The following is a 15020-nucleotide window of genomic DNA, read 5'->3' as shown; positions in this document are numbered from 1 at the left end:
TGCTCATCTCGTCTCTCCGTGAACCCCTAAAACATTAACATGGGCGTGTCTTTCAGACCCTCGCTCATACTCCAGCCAAGGCGACGATCTTCATGACGTCCGTCTCGGTGTGGGCACAACAGGGGCAATAGATCGTCCGCTGTCTGATCTCGGGAAAGACGATCTCGACACCGAGAATCCGTAGACACCGTCGGACCGAAAGCCGGACGTTCATCACGGGTTTGCCTGGTGCGAGGCGCTTCGGCGATAACCATTCATAGGCATGGGGGAGGAGGTCGCCGATCGTGTGAACTCCACGGTGTTTCAGATCCTGGTGCGCGCGGGCGTTGAGCAGCAGACTCGCGATGGGCTGAGAGGCAAAGCGTCGCACCGCGTCAGGAGGGATGCGGCGTCCGGTCTTCCGATCCAGCATCCGCTGCGTCATGAAGCAATAGGTGGCGTCTAGGACTACGAACGTTCGTCCATTGATGGCAGCAAAGATGTGTTCGATCAGACTCTCGTCGCAGCGACGCTGTTCCCGGATCGACTGATCAAGGCGCGCTGCTCGTTCGGTGATGGACACGCCATCACTAGCGCTGTCCCACTCGGACTGTGCCCAGGGACTGAGCCGACTATAGGCCGCGTCGAGGGCCGTGCGCTTAGTTGGATGGTTGACAACAATGTCCATCGTGAGCGTCGCTAATCGATCTTTCCGCATAGTGGTGCGTCCTTTCTTTCCTGCGATACCGGATAACTCGTAAGTCCTCGCGCCACACGAGCGCCCCTCTTCGCCTTGTGGTTACCCAGACAGGAGACGCAGGAGGCGCGTGGCGCCGTGGTTGTTATGAAGAAGGTCAGTTTTTGAGACTATTCCCTTGAGGTAGGAGAAATTATTCGCAAGAGGGGAAAGATTGTATGTGTAGTACTAATGAGGAATAAATAAGGCCATATTGTAAATTAGGTTTTACTGCATCAGTACTGTTGGCGTACAAAAGTGGGCACCTTGGAAGGAAGCTCGGCGATGGCCAGGGCTACTCCGCGGCATCGTGGCCAGAGGCGCGGTGTGCTGTCTATGGGTCCCTGTTGAATGGACTACTGTTTTGGGCAGAGCTGGAGGAAGTTTCTTCGCATGACAATGGTTTTGAATGGGCTCCCTGCCTGGATCATGTAGTACTTTGTGAGTGCGGCTTGGCATTCTTTCGGTGCCTGTGGGCCCGCTGCTAAGCATAGCAGACACTCACAGGCCAGCCTGGTGTCGCCCTCCAAGAAGGACGGTTTCGACGCCGTTTGTGCCGATGCATCCTGGGCCATGATGAGGAGGCTCACTCCCACAAGGACCGTGATCCAGTTGCGTCTCTTCCACCAATTCATGGGCTCACCTCCGTACGATTCGGTGACATGTTCTCGACGACAGGAGTTATCGGCCACCTCTGGTCCGCTCCAAGACCGGGCTCCTGGTGACATTCGGCGTGCGATCGGTTCGCACGGCTGTGTGATCGAACCGAGGTACCACCGGTTCCTGGGTGCTGGCGCGCGTCGCCTCCTTCAGGTGATGCTGTTCACGGACTCCGATGGAATCTAGCTTGATCACCTCCCAGCGGTTGCGAGTCGCCTGTTGTGATACCGTGCCGATCGAAGCGCCGGACTCATCTCGCAGCGGAACCGTCACCGTCACGCGCTTCTGTGCCTGTTGCACCAGCGCAACTGCATCACCCCGCTGTACCTTCCCCTGTTCAAATGCGCGGCTCAGGTCGATGCCCCAGATCTCTCGTTCACCACGGTCTGTCGCCACCTTCACGAAATAGCTCTTGGTGTTCTGGATATCGTGGTTGTAATGGTCGATGCCGTAGTCCACGATGGTGCCCACCACGACTCGTTCGCCCTGCAGCCGCGCCTTTGCTTCCTCAACCGCCGCGGCGATCATCGTGGGAGAATCCCCCCGCGCCTTCAGAATGGCTTCAAGTGTGGCCACTGCGATCTGTTGGCCGGAGCTCATGGTCTGATCCGGTTTTCTGCCATGCTCATCCGTCGCCCGATCATGTGATACTTCCCGATCGACAGGGTGTTGTACCGTCTTGCCATGAACCGGTCGCTGATCCCTGCGGTCTTCCGCTCGCGCCAAGTCGATCCCACGCGGGGTATAGCCCTCCACGTCGAGTCCGGCGATCGTCGCTTGCACCCAGGCTTCCGTTTTGAACTCAGCGGTGCCGTTCACCCGCACGATGGTCCAGCCCTTGGCCTTTGCCCGGAGGACCATTCCCTGAATGACGCTCGGGTCGTCATGTTCCGTGACCAGGCGCTTCCCGTGATCAGTAAACGCGATCTTCGTCGGCTCACCGGGTGCTGTGCGGTAATAGAATTGCTCACCGGCTTCGATGAACCGCTTCCGCAACGATTCGGCGGCATCATGACGCTGATTGAGTCGTGGTTGTTCAGCCTTGTCGTCCTGAGTTCCTTCCGCAGGCCTAGGCTCGTCGTTCTGCTTCGCCTCTCGCGCTTCGTCCAAACCTATCTCATTCATGGTGTCCCTTCCTCTTTGCTATCCGTACCACTGTGGCCAGACGGACGACGGATTCTGCTCCTTCACTTCAATCTCCACCCGTCGGTTCTTCGCCCGCCCTTTCTTCGTCGCATTGTCGGCCACATGTTGCCCGACAGGGACGATGGTGATTTCGATGTGGCTCGGGTCATAGCCCTGCGCGATGAGATAGGCGCGGGTCTTGTACGCCCGCTGCTTGGCTGTCTCACGTTCGATCCAGAGATCCTTGTCGCCGTCCGTGTACCCACGCACGTGCAGACAAGGACCACGGCTCATGATCTGTTTCAGGTGGGATTGCAGAGGCTTGCTGGGACGAAACTCAGACCGTCCTGTCCGTTCCGACACACGGAAGATGATACTGTGCCGGTGCAGTTCGACCTGTTCCCGTTCACTCAACTCGATAACCCTTGGTCTCCATGAATGGATCTGCCCTTTCTCTATTGGAGAAGGTGGGGAGGGGGATGGCGCTGCTGATGGTCCGATGCTGCAGGCAGGGCCCACCGAAGTCGATTGCTCCTCTTCACTCTGTATTGTCTCCGTTCGTGATAGGCTCTGATCAGACCCAGCCGGAGACGTATTGCCGTCATGTGATACACTCGCGTTCGTTGGTGGGCCTTTGGATTCTGGTGACAGAGGGTTGATCGTGAGTGCCGCCTTCGTGATAGCCGGACCGGACCGAGATTTACCTTTGGCCAGTTCTTGCTGGTTGAGTTGCATGAGTGTCAGTGTGGCACTCATCTCCTGGACCTGTTGCGTCAGCGATTCTATTTGTCGGGTGAGGAAACTCCGCTCCTGCTTCTCGCGCTGGTCGTTCTTCACCCGTTCACGATACTGCTGGATCATCTCATCGCTATTGATCGGCACGCGAGCCGCACCGGACGGCACGACTGGCTTCTGCGCACAAGCCAGCGTCGCGGCAAAGGCGATGAGGATCACAAGCGCCTGAAGTCCTGCCTGTCGTTTCAAAGATGTCGTCATATGTCCCTCTCTTCTCTGTCTCGATCCACCAAGGACCGATCAACGTTCCTCTCTGTTCTCTGTGTTCCTCCTTCTTCGCTCACAGGACTCATCTTCCCGGAGACGTCGTCATCGACCTTGTCGGTCCATTGAAGCTGAGCCACAAAGGCATCGACTAAAGTGTTCACTTCTTCGGGCGTCGGTGTGTCGCGCCGCAGGACCGGTGGCAGGGTGGTGAGGTCCATGGCCAGTCTCGAGAGGTCCATCGGCTCATCGGGTTGAACTGGACGCACCCGTCCTTCAACTTTGGCGCGATGGAGTTCCAGGTCGAGTTGGGGAATCTCCACGGACAACTCTCGGCGCACGAACGCCGCGTCTTCGAGTTCAGCTTGGGTCGGCATCCGTTTTCCGACCGACGCGAGGGACGGACTGATGCGCTTCAACCGATCGGTGAAGATCGGATCGGCATAGAACCGGGCCTTGTCACAGAGGATCGGCTTTGTATGCATCAGATTGATGATGGCCCGTTGGTCTCCCAGTTCCTTCACTTCCTGTGGCAGCAACAGAGGCCGCGCCTGTTCCGAGCGAGTGGAACTCGACGATGCCTGTTTGCCGTTGCTCCAGCCAAGTGGTCGGCTCGTGCCGGTCGAGATCGCCTCGGCCGTATAGGTGCCGAGCATCTGGGAATAGTGCTGAGCGTCTCGTTGTTCGCGAGGGGCAAACAGGATCTGGCAGGCATGGTTCGTGACGAAGGTGCGGGCGTCCCTTTCACCATAGACCGATTCGAGCTGTGAGAGGCTCTGGATGATCGGGAGCAGACGAAGATTGTAGCCGGCCATGAAGCCGACGGCCTTCGCCAGAATGTTGACCCGCCCAAGGGCGGGGAATTCATCCAGAATCACGAGGCACTGGTGCTTCAAGCGGGGATTCGTCGCGGGCAAGTCGACGGTGTTGTAATGAATCAGTTGGGAGAAGAACAGGTTAACGAGCAGCGCGGCATCGCTAAGCCGATTGGCCGGAATGCCGACATAGATCGTCATCCGCTGGGCGCGCACCTGTTTGAGGTCGAAGTCCGTCGCACTCGTCGCCGCATCGACGATGGGATTACTGAAGATGGCGAGTGGGGCGGTCAGGGTGGCGAGAATGCTTGCCATCGTATTCTCGCTGGTGCCGCAGAACCGGTGCAGGGCTGCCGTACAGTCGTCGCTCAATGGGGTGTCACTCTTAGCCCTGGTGCTGATGAGGTCATGCAGATAGTCCCTGATGGGCTGACCCTTACCGGAGGCCTGGCGGAGCACTTCCCCGAGACTGCAGGGTAGGGGCGGAGTCTCCATGATAAAGAGGGTCAAGCCGAGAAAGAGGTTGCGGGCGGATTCGTTCCAAAACGCATCTTTGATCTGTTCCGTTGGATAGAGCACCTGCCCGATAGCTTGAATTTCGCCCACGCGCCGATTTGGGTCTCGATCGACCGCATCCAATGGATTCCAACGATGGGTCTGGCCGTCTGTGCTGAAGGGATTGAACAGGAAGACGAGATGGCCATGCGTCTGTCGGAACTTCGAGGTGTAGGCGAAGTTCTCCATCTTGATGTCCAGTACGACCACCGACTCGTCATAGTGGAGCAGGTTTGGGAGCACGATGCTCACGCCCTTGCCCGATCTGGTCGGCGCGGCCAGCAACACAAATTCCTGACCCCCATAGACCAAGTACTGCCGTCCGACTTTTCCAACAATCACGCCTTTCTCTCCATAGAGCCCGGCCTGTTGAATCTCATCCTGAGACGCAAACCGTGCCTCGCCATGGAGCGGTTTCTTCTGGTTGGTTACGGACATTAGGAGGAGCGCCGGGAGACCGAAACCCACGAATCCGCCGACGGTGGCGGAGAACTGCAGTCGCTTCCGTTGCACCGGATCAGCCCTATAGGCTTGCCAGGAGTTGGGCCAGTTGCTCAGCGAGAGGTCCTCAGGCATCTGTTTGTTGGCGAGGGTGAAGATGGCACCGGCGAGGGCATCTGCTCCACAGAGCCCCAGCGGGAGATACAGCAACAGGGCGACTGCGATCCGTAGGTGCTTGCGTGACATTGGTTTCTCTACGCTCTCACCAGGGTGGCTTCTCCGAATCGCGCCACGAGTTTCGCGATCGGGTCATAATGGACTTCTGCCACGTAGCGGTCTTTTCTGATGGGCTGTCCGTCCTCGTCGCACTGATTCTGCGCGACCACATGGAGGATCACGTCGATGGTCAAGGCCACCAGGCGCTTCAAGGTCGGCACATCGTAGGTCGCCGCCTGTTCATGCTCTTTGCACATGAAGACATAGCGTTCGGCGGCGAGGGCACAGGACTCCGCGTGGTAAGAGGTAATCGAGCCGCTGTGGCCGGTGGTGAGGAGTTTGAGAAAGTCGAAGGCTTCTCCGCCGCGCAACTCGGCGAGGAGCACCCGGTCCGGCTTCATGCGGAGCGTGGAGGCAATCAAGTCAGACGGCGTAACCGTAGCAGCTGTCTGTCCTCCCTTGGCGTACAAGAGATGTACCCGGTTACCGTGCTGGGGGAGCAACAACTCACGTACATCTTCGATCGTGATGAGCCGTTCCTGCTCCGGGATAGTCTGACAGATCGATTTCATGAGCGTGGTTTTGCCCGAGCCTGTGTCCCCCACGACGGCAATATTCTTTTTCGCCAGCACCGCTGCTCGAATGAACCGACCCAACTGACGATCGGTCAGATACTGTACGAGCTGTCGTTCGATGGAATCGAGCTCGGTGGTGCGATCGTCCAGCGTCGCCGCCTTGGCCCAGACATAGCGGCTGAAGGCGCCTTCCGAGTCATACTCAGCAAGGGTCTTGATCCAGGCGCTGGGCCGTCGGATCGAGATGGAGATGGTTCCCAGTTCCACTGCCGGTGGCAGCACGATTTGCACCCGTTCTCCATCGGGCAACATGGCGGAGAGAATCGGATGGTGCGGGCCGATCTCTTGCTCGGTCGCCGTCGCGATGGCCGTGGCGAGCGCGGTGAGTCGATCCAGGGTCAGGTCCGGTGAGCGGTGCTGCTGCCAGGCAGCGCCGACCTCGATGTAGACTTCCTGTGGCCGATTGACGACGATCTCGGTTGCACCGGGGAGTGCGAGGTACTGCAGTAACGGGCGTAACAACTCGCGCACCATCGTATCGTGCGCGAGCAGGTCAGTGGGGGTGCAGTTCATAGACAGTGCTGAAGTCGAGATCCCGCGCGACGAAGATCGTCCCGCGGTCGCCCTGATTCTTGTAGAGCGTGGGTTTGATGTTGATCGTCGATTGAAGGATGAGTTCCGCCATGCGGTTCCCCGTCGTGGCGGAATGTTGATAGATGCCCAAACTCTGTGCGCCCCCGCCACCGGCCTGTGTCGCGGTGGCCAGACCGATCCCGTCCTGCACGAGGGAGAGGAGAAAGGCCGCACCCAACCGATCCCACCAATGGTTATCCACGTAGCCGACCAACCCAGACGTGCCGAGGGCATCAGCGGCCGGGGAATTCAGATTGATCACGACGCCCATCGGCGTCTTGACCCTGGTCCAGAGGAGAAAGAGGCGGCGCTGGCCCTGCGCCATCGTCGCCGCATATTCACCGACCGCTTCCGATCCTCGTTCCAACAACACAACACGTCCGTTGTCACTATAGACATCGCTGTTCAGGATGCAGGTGGCCATGCCCGCCACTTCATTGATCACTCGCACGGTCAAGGCACAGTCGATCGTTCTGCCTTTTGGCAAGATCAGATTACGATCACCCAAGAGACCGGCTTGGACTTTGGGTGTGTCCGACGGCGTCAGGAGCCCTCCGATGGGACCGGCTCCGCTGGCAGCAGGACCAGGAGGCGCCGCGAGCCCGACGCTCGTCACGCCAATTGAAGGGCCGCTGGGTCCGCCCATATACCCAACCGATGATGGCATTGAGTTTCCTGTGTCTCCCGTGCTGACCGGCATAGCTGATCCGCCCAATAGGCTTCCAGACCCCATGTCCGGCTGTCTGGTGCTGTTGAGCAGCTCGCGCACCAAGGAGATGGCTGCGTCTGGTCCGGTTCCCGCTTGTTGCGTCCGGGGACTGTCCGAAGCAGGGGAGTTCGTCACAAGGACCTCCCCACCGAACCGACTGGAAGTTGGTCTGCCGAGTGATCGGTTGCCTCGTGTCTGGTCAGGAGCCAGTGCCATGGGTCGGCTTCCGTCGTCGATTTCTCTGTCGAGAGACGATCGCATCGCATGGTCAGTAGACGCGACAGGCGACTGGCTGGTTGACCGCACGAGTGCGGTGGTGTTCTGGGGTGGAGGGGGATCGGTCTCGAAGACTCGCTTTAGTCCGACCTGGGCTGGTTTATTCTCTACCTTCGCAGCCCGTTCTTCCTGTGTGGCCTCCGCCTTTCGCTTCGCACTATAGGTGTTCGCCGCGAAGACGAGTCCCACCACGAGCACGATGGCCATGACGACCAGAAACGCCACGCGTGCCGCTGTTTCGTTCCTGCCACTGGCCTGGTGATTGACCGACACAATCCCATCGACGATGGGAGGTCTCGGTTCAGTTTGTTTGCTCGACTCTTGTGGTTGTTCCATTGTCATTTCTCAGCGTAGCGTCCTGGTGATGCCCGAAACGGTCGTCCCCTCGACGGTCGGCACTCCGGTCTTGTCGTAGGAATCATTCCAGATGCCGACCACGGCCTCGCCCAAGCGCAAGACAAACCGCCGCCCCATCCGCTGCACGACGGCGAGGTCTTTCTCCATGTTGAAATTGATGCGGGTTTCTTCACCCAACGGCGAGAAGTAGAAGATCGCGGGGATCTCGCGATTGGGAGGGAATTGAAAGTAGGTGAAGCGGCCGTCATCGAACACGAGCGAAGGCGCGATATCGTCTCCCCCCTGAAGCACCTCCATCGAATAGGACCAATTACGCGGTTCGGGCGTAAAGGAGTCTAGCCGCTCGGTGAGAAGGTCGGCCTTGTCGCGAGCGTGCTTGGTGCGATGGGCCGAGGTTTGCATCGCCGTCATGGTGGCTTGAGTCGGGGGGATCAACGGATGGCGGAAGATCACACGATACATCGGCTCATCCTTTCCGCGTTGTCCCTGCCAGGTGTTCTGCCTGCGTCCGACTCGATCGTTTCCCACGACGGTGAACTCCAGGCTGTAGTCGCGTTTGTCCGTGCGGATCTCCAGATTGTTGTGCGTTGCCTGGTCCTTGGGCTTCACCCACACCTGATTGGTGCCGACATCGGCCCTGATGCACCATTCCGCTTCTTGCTTTGCACAGTCCGCGAGAAAGCCGCTGCCGGCGATCACGATGCGTTCGTCGTCTCCCAGCACAATGCGAGTCACGACACCACGGCGCACCGTCACTTTGGTCACTTCGTCCTTCTGATAGGTCACGTACCGGACCCGTTGGTCTCCGTCGCCCGGCGCCGGGACCTCCGCCGCGTGCAATGAGGCTCCTGCACAGAGGAGGGCGACGGTGAGCCATGCCGTGATTGATCCTCTGTGTTGCTTCATGACGTGCATGACCATGCGTCCTTTCTATTTCTTCTCGACCATCGACAGGACCGACGTCGGTTGCGTGATCGTCCCGATTTCCGCATCCACCCGATAGCCCGTCACTTTGTAGCCCAGCGGGTTCTGGATCAGATCCTTTTCCTGCCCCTTCATCGTGTGGCGGTACTCGTAGGAGACCGTCGCGATAAAATACTGGGGCGGCTCAAGGCTGTGCGCGTCGGTCCGCTTCACCTGCTTCTCGAACCGCACCGTGGCCTTCGGTCCGATCGCATCGCCGTGGACGGTGACACTCAACACGTTCACGCGCCATTCGATGCCGGTCCCCAACTGCTTGTCGCGGGCATGCACGCCGTCAAAGAGGCTCGCGTAGTCGCGCCCGATCTCATCCGTGCTCATGGCCAAGATCTGGTCGTAGTCGGCTTGGAGCAGCCGGTAGGAGTAGGATTCCCGCGCGATCACGTATTTCTGCGTCCAATGTTTATCGAGCAATTCCTGATAGCCAAGCACGGTCCGATCATCCGCCGCGCTCACCAGCTCCACGTTGCCGGTGGCGCGATCGATCGCGAAGACATAGGGCACGGTGGTCTTGAACGGAGCCAGACAGGCGATGCCGATCCCTAAGATCAGCGCCAGGGCACAGGCGGTGCCAGCGACCCACCAGGCCTTTCGTTCCGACGCCTCCAATCGCAACCGCCAGTCGGTATCCCAGTCGCGGCCTAGATCGTAGAATTGCGGTTCGTCTGCCGCGCTCACGAGTGAAGGCTCCGTCTGCTTTTTCGTTATCTTTTCCATGTTCCTGTCCTCGATCTGATCAGCAGGACTAGGGCGTCCAGGGTGTCATGTGGTCAAAGGTTCGCGATGTGCCGGGGGCCAACATCTTGAGGACCCGTTCCTGTTGTTCCTGTTGCGCCGCTTTTTCTTCCGCCTCGATCATCGATTTCATCGTCAGGATCCGGTTTGTGTCGTTGCTCACCTGGGCTTGCTCGGCGGCAATCCGGCCGTTGAGTTCCAGAATCCCTTTTTCGTCCTGTGTGTCGTTAATGCGAGTGGTCAAGGCTCGGATCTGCTGCATCCGTCCGAGCAACATCTGATAGGTGTTCGCGTAGTAGGCCTGGCTTTGCGGTGTCTGGTTCAGCATGTTCTGACAGATGCGCAGCGCATCGCCGGTTTTGCCCTCGCAGTTGTAGATCATGCGGTTGTGGCGGATGATCTGGGCCGCTGCAGTCAACCCCTGGACCCCACCGGACCGGATGGAGTGGTACACGGCGCTCACGTCGGAGGGGACGACACCGGCCAAGGTGAGGTTGTTCATGAGACTGCCCATGTTGCGTGAGCCCATGATCGCGTGAATTTGCTGGTCGGCTTGGAGGATCTGTTGCTGCATCTGTTGGAACTGTTGGATCCAGGCGAGAGCCTGCACGATGGATTGCACCAGATTGGCCGTGTCGATGACGGGAATCCCTCCGGCTTGGGATTTCGGCTCCGGACCAACCACGACCATCAGGGCCAAGCCGATCGCGATCACTGTGCACTTCATGCGGGACATGTCTTACTCCTTTCGTGAGACGCTGTTGCGTAACCGCTCCATTGAGGCCCGTTGATAGAGGTCACTCCCTGGCTGGGGCTTCCCGGCCGAGAGCGTGCTCAGCAGGTGGGCCGCTCTGGTTCGCGGCCCGCTCAAGGATCCGCCGCTGGAAGCCACAGCCAACGGGACCAACCGACTCAGGCCGGATGTGATGCTGTCAAAAAGCAGCATTCCACTCCTGGTAGCATCGCCACCTGGGTTCCCCAACGAGAGGCCTCCGGCCAAACTTGCCCCCAGCGACGCGACATGGAGCAAGACGTAGGCGGCGGTGATGGAGAGAAACAGCAGGCCGACGACATCCGCCAGAAGCGAAGTGGTTGAATAGGCTTGTAGGACATGCAGACAGGCATTCCGCAGCAGGCTTGCTAGAAACGTGATCACCGCCATGATGAGGACATTCGTGAAGACGGCGACCAACGAACTGGAGAGCCAATTTTCCGCATAGCGCTGCGTGACAGGAAACATCGCGCAGAAGATGAAAGCGGGCCCGACTGCGAGCAGCAGGGCGAGGCTCACTTTCGCGACGAGAAAGAGCCCCATCGCGACAAAGGCCATCACGATCGACGCCGTGGCGCAGATCGCTCCAGCGATGAAGAGGGAGAATTGCGGGACCAATCCCGAACTCGCTTCGGTGAAGAGGGTTTCCATGAGCGTCGTGAAGGGGTCGGCCATCTGGTCGATGGTCCCTCCCATCGAGAGGACACCACCGAAGGCGGAGGCGAAGGCCTCTTGAAGCCCGTCCAATCCTTCTTTCACGAGGCTTCGATACTGCGGCCCGTTCAACGTCAGTCCGGTGATGAGTGCCACACGGAACCAGCGCCAGACGAGCCCGGTGACCGGTTCCTGCACGTCGCCGCGCATCACTTGAAAGCCGGTCCACATCACATAGAGCGTCACCGCCATCACGGCGACCGGCGTGAGGACTGAAATAACGGCATCGCTGCTGGTCACGACATAGTGGTCCAACGCGTTGTTCACCGACTGCTCGATGTAGGTTGCCATGCCCATGGAGTACCTCTACACAACTCCTTTTCCGTTCTCGTGCCGGAGACGTTTCCGCGCTGCGATGCGCTCATGGAATAGGGGCAGCCAGTCTGTGGGATCGTCTCCCACTTCGACTCTGATCTGGTCCAACAACGTCACGTTGTCCGTCGTGCCGGAGAGGACATTCAAGAGATCTGTCATGCCACCTAGGTCGAATTGCACAATCGCCGAGCTGTGACCCTGCTTTACGAGAAATAAGCGGCTCGCTTCGCCGAGATTCTTGATGATGTGAAATTCCGCCTCCGTGACTTTGAACCCCTGGACATAGTCGTCATGATCGGCACGCGGATTGGGCAAGAAGATCTGGGTCACACTCTGTTCCACCATCGTTTTCCCGATCGGGTGTCGCAGCACATCCGAGGGCGATTGCGTCACGAAGACGCCGAGGCCGGATTGTTTGCGGATGGTCTTTTGCTTGTTGAAGGCGAAGTCCGCGAACAGCGGGTCTTGAAGCGGCTTCCAGAATTCCTCCATGACATAGATGAAGGGCTCGCCCGTGATCAGCCGTTCGGTGAGATGGAGCAGATAGGCCATGATCGGGGTTCGGACCTCGGGATCGTCCAGAAAGTCTGTATAGTCGTACCCGAATAATCGTGTGCCGCTGATCTCATGGGTATCGTGTGGATTGTCGAACGCCCAACCCAGAGCGTGACCGCGGGTCCATCGCTTCAACCGTGCCCTCACACTCTGGTCGCCGGTGGCCGGCAGGTTCTGGCGGAGGAGGGAGAGGCAGCGGAGGTCCGGGGAGACCGCCTCACTCATCACCGTCCGCACGGCACGGCTGATCTCCGTTTGTTCCTTTGAAGAGAGTAGGGGAATCTCGTCACCAGGCTGCTTCACGAGTTGGGCCACAAGCTGTTCGCAGAATTGCCAATTCTGGGGATTCGGTTCGAGCTGTAAGGGATTGAAGCCAGTCGGCGTTCCACGTTTCAGGGATTGATAGGTCCCGCCCATTGCCCGGATGCCGATCTCCGCGCCACGATCTTTATCGAAGACCACGCAGCGGAGTCCCTGGTACTTGGTGGCGAAGGCCAACAGGCTCAGTTCCAACGCGGTCTTGCCCACGCCGGTGCTGCCGCAGATAAAGGTGTTGCCGGGGTACTTCTCATCGCGTGAATCCCGGTCCTCGGGTGAGACGTGAAAATTGAAATAGTAGGGTTGCCCACTTGGGGTCTTGAACAGGGCCAGGGCTTCGCCCCAGGGATTGCCGGCTCGTTTGCCACGGGCGAAGTTGTGAAAAGGACTGAGGCAGACAAAGTTCCGGCTGGTAATGACGGCTTCGCGGGGACGCAGACTCCAGTTGCCCGGGATCTGTGCGAACCAGGCACATTCGGGGATCACATCGACCCGCGCCATCTTGAACCCCGGCCCATCTTGAAAGACGGCCCGGGCGTCGGCGAGCGCGGTGCTCACCGATTCCATCGATGTTCCAAAAATTGCCAGACTGTAATGGTACTGGCCCAGATCGATGAGGCCGCTCTGCAGATCGTCCGCAGCCTGGTCCATCTGTTCGATCTCACGCGTCGCCGCGTCTTCCGACGCAATCAAGTGCCCTTTCTGAGTGGCGAGCGATTTGAGGGCCGCGCGTTTGTTGAGGCATGAGAAGCTCTGGGTCTCGATGTACTCGGCGTCGCTGTAGAGCAGGCCGTTGTTCATGCCTGGCTCGGAGAACGGCGGATACTCCTGCATGTCGAGGAACCCGGCGAATTTCTTCTCGCGCGGGTGCCAGATTTCCAGCATGCCCGTCCGGTCGCCGAAGTGCAGGCGAGAAGAGGGGAGGTACGAGCCGAGCGGCGCTCGGCGCAGCGGGATTTCCTCCCAGACGCCATTGATGAGGTAGCTCAGAAAGGCCAGCTGGTCGGAGTACACGATGTCTCGTTTCGTATAGGTGCCCAACCGACTGGGCCCATAGCGACTCAGACTTGCTTCGAGCTGTTTACCCATGTCGTCCAGGATGGTCAGTTGTCCGGTTTCGTGCTCTCGTCGTTGGGCCAGGGTGCGCGTGCCCATGCGAGTGAAGAAGCTCGCCACCTTGGAAGGAAACGGTCGGTATAGCAGGGAAAGGTACAACTCCGTCGCCATTTGTCGATGTTGGGTGAAAGACTGATAGTAACGGTCGCTCAGGTGTTGGCAGAAGGGATTGGGGGAGGTGCCGTGCAACCGCTCGGTGACGACCCGTCGAATCTTATGCGACCAGAGGGCGAAGGACCCGCCGCCCAAGGATCGGAGAAATTGGTGCAGCGCTTCTTTGCGCAGTAGGACTTCTGAACGATCCGCTGTTTCGAATGTAATCCCCTCCAGTTTCCAACAGGCAAGGTACTCGCCGCCGGTCAAGGTGATGACGGTGGGCGTGATCGCCGTGCCCAGCGGGATATAGTCGCTCGCAGGAATCTGGGCGGCCGCGGCTTTCGTGAGGGCGGCTCTGGTTCTCATCGACATAGGTCTCTTGACGCTCAACTTTTCCACTGTGTTCGTCTGGTCTTCCAGCACAGGGGGCCATAGGAAATAGCGCCCCACGTTGCGCGACTCGGGCTGTGGCGAAGTCGCATCCGCGCCCGCATCATCACTTGACGTAAGCGCTGATCGTCCGTCTTCGTCGTCTGGCGCATCCAGAGCAGGATGGGAATCGCGATTAGGACAATCCCCAGCGAGACGTAGCCGCTCACGAGGTAGTACAGCCAGACTGATACCAACAGCGTCAGACCGCCGATCAGAATCAGCGGCATGATCGGCACGCCGCCTAACATCGCGGGCCTCGTACAGCCGGTGAAGATGGGATCTCGGAAGCCGTCCATGTTAGTTGATCAACCAGGCCGCGATCCCTGCGGCGCCGCCCACCAAGATGCCGCCAATCACGACGTTACTCACGTCAGACCATTGGGCATGGCTGAAGGCCATCTTGAATCCTGCCCACATGATGGCGACGGTAAACAGCGTCACCGCCACACTCGTCAGGACGGTTTGCACGTTCTGCATCACCGTGTTCACCTTGGTGATCTGGGCCCAGGCCGGGTCCGATTCCAGTAGGACCGCCACTCCGAGTAGCCAGGAAGCGGCAGCAATCAGACGCCCATTCCCTCGGCTGCCCCCTCTGCAGGTCCCTATCCCTGACCCACGCTTCTTCGTCACATTCCGTCCCATCATCACCTCTTCCATCTTCCCTTCCTTTCTGTGAAGTGGCCTCTGTGGCAAGTTTGCGGACACTTCTGCCCGCACTCATCGCCAAACGGGGGTGACATGTAGTGAGGTTCAGTTTTTGATGCAAGCCTGTTGGAACTACGTATGTTTGGAGAGGACGGCTAAAGACAGTGTGATCGAGTGGGGTAGTTAGACCGCAACGAAGTTGATCCTGTACGGCGCGTTCATGTGTTATCGATCGGTCGATTGGACTTGTTTAGCCATGGAAGGC

At 58.9% G+C, this 15020-nt stretch carries 14 protein-coding genes; all 14 read right to left on the bottom strand.

Annotation, left to right across the window (positions count from 1 at the left end; all coding sequences use genetic code 11):
• Window positions 1-64: 64 nt before the first annotated feature.
• Window positions 65-697, bottom strand: a complete 633-nt coding sequence (locus tag COMA1_RS14060) for a hypothetical protein (protein ID WP_090749577.1) — start codon at window positions 695-697, stop codon at window positions 65-67.
• Between the two features lie 374 nt (window positions 698-1071).
• A complete protein-coding gene (locus tag COMA1_RS14055) occupies window positions 1072-1350 on the bottom strand; it encodes a TrbM/KikA/MpfK family conjugal transfer protein (protein WP_176698070.1) in 279 nt (92 codons plus the stop codon).
• A 46-nt stretch (window positions 1351-1396) separates the two neighbouring features.
• Window positions 1397-2500 carry an LPD7 domain-containing protein gene (locus tag COMA1_RS14050; RefSeq protein WP_090749572.1) on the bottom strand — a complete coding sequence of 368 codons (1104 nt, stop codon included), beginning with the start codon at window positions 2498-2500 and terminating at the stop codon, window positions 1397-1399.
• Between the two features lie 18 nt (window positions 2501-2518).
• Window positions 2519-3496 carry an OmpA family protein gene (locus COMA1_RS14045; protein WP_090749571.1) on the bottom strand — a complete coding sequence of 326 codons (978 nt, stop codon included), beginning with the start codon at window positions 3494-3496 and terminating at the stop codon, window positions 2519-2521.
• Window positions 3493-5556, bottom strand: coding sequence for a type IV secretory system conjugative DNA transfer family protein (locus COMA1_RS14040; RefSeq protein WP_090749569.1), 2064 nt, complete (start codon window positions 5554-5556; stop codon window positions 3493-3495). Before COMA1_RS14040 ends, COMA1_RS14045 begins: the two co-directional genes overlap by 4 nt.
• Window positions 5557-5564: 8 nt before the next feature.
• The gene (gene virB11, locus COMA1_RS14035) at window positions 5565-6674 is read right to left on the bottom strand and encodes a P-type DNA transfer ATPase VirB11 (protein ID WP_090749567.1); all 1110 of its coding nucleotides are present in this window, start codon (window positions 6672-6674) and stop codon (window positions 5565-5567) included.
• Entirely contained in the window at window positions 6655-8055 is a 1401-nt protein-coding gene (gene virB10 / locus COMA1_RS14030; RefSeq protein ID WP_176698069.1) for a type IV secretion system protein VirB10, read from the bottom strand. The genes virB11 and virB10 overlap by 20 nt, the downstream gene beginning before the upstream one ends.
• A 9-nt stretch (window positions 8056-8064) precedes the next feature.
• The gene (locus COMA1_RS14025; protein ID WP_176698068.1) at window positions 8065-8991 is read right to left on the bottom strand and encodes a TrbG/VirB9 family P-type conjugative transfer protein; all 927 of its coding nucleotides are present in this window, start codon (window positions 8989-8991) and stop codon (window positions 8065-8067) included.
• A gap of 15 nt (window positions 8992-9006) precedes the next feature.
• Complete coding sequence (locus tag COMA1_RS14020) at window positions 9007-9774, bottom strand: VirB8 family type IV secretion system protein (protein ID WP_090749561.1); 768 nt, start codon at window positions 9772-9774, stop codon at window positions 9007-9009.
• Between the two features lie 28 nt (window positions 9775-9802).
• Window positions 9803-10528, bottom strand: coding sequence for a TrbJ/VirB5 family protein (locus COMA1_RS14015; RefSeq protein ID WP_090749559.1), 726 nt, complete (start codon window positions 10526-10528; stop codon window positions 9803-9805).
• 3 nt (window positions 10529-10531) lie between these two features.
• Entirely contained in the window at window positions 10532-11575 is a 1044-nt protein-coding gene (locus COMA1_RS14010; protein ID WP_090749557.1) for a TrbL/VirB6 family protein, read from the bottom strand.
• A gap of 9 nt (window positions 11576-11584) precedes the next feature.
• Window positions 11585-14044, bottom strand: a complete 2460-nt coding sequence (locus tag COMA1_RS14005; RefSeq protein WP_090749799.1) for a VirB4 family type IV secretion/conjugal transfer ATPase — start codon at window positions 14042-14044, stop codon at window positions 11585-11587.
• Window positions 14045-14064: 20 nt separating this feature from the next.
• Window positions 14065-14406: a VirB3 family type IV secretion system protein gene (locus COMA1_RS14000; RefSeq protein ID WP_090749555.1), complete on the bottom strand. Its 342-nt coding sequence runs from the start codon at window positions 14404-14406 to the stop codon at window positions 14065-14067.
• Between the two features lies 1 nt (window position 14407).
• Window positions 14408-14767: a TrbC/VirB2 family protein gene (locus COMA1_RS13995; RefSeq protein WP_218055392.1), complete on the bottom strand. Its 360-nt coding sequence runs from the start codon at window positions 14765-14767 to the stop codon at window positions 14408-14410.
• Between the last annotated feature and the right edge of the window lie 253 nt (window positions 14768-15020).

Origin of the sequence: Candidatus Nitrospira nitrosa (genome assembly GCF_001458735.1) — a bacterium.
GTDB classification, from domain to species: domain Bacteria; phylum Nitrospirota; class Nitrospiria; order Nitrospirales; family Nitrospiraceae; genus Nitrospira_D; species Nitrospira_D nitrosa.
Note: the sequence above shows the minus strand (reverse complement) of the source record. Positions and strands in the feature narration are given on the sequence as shown.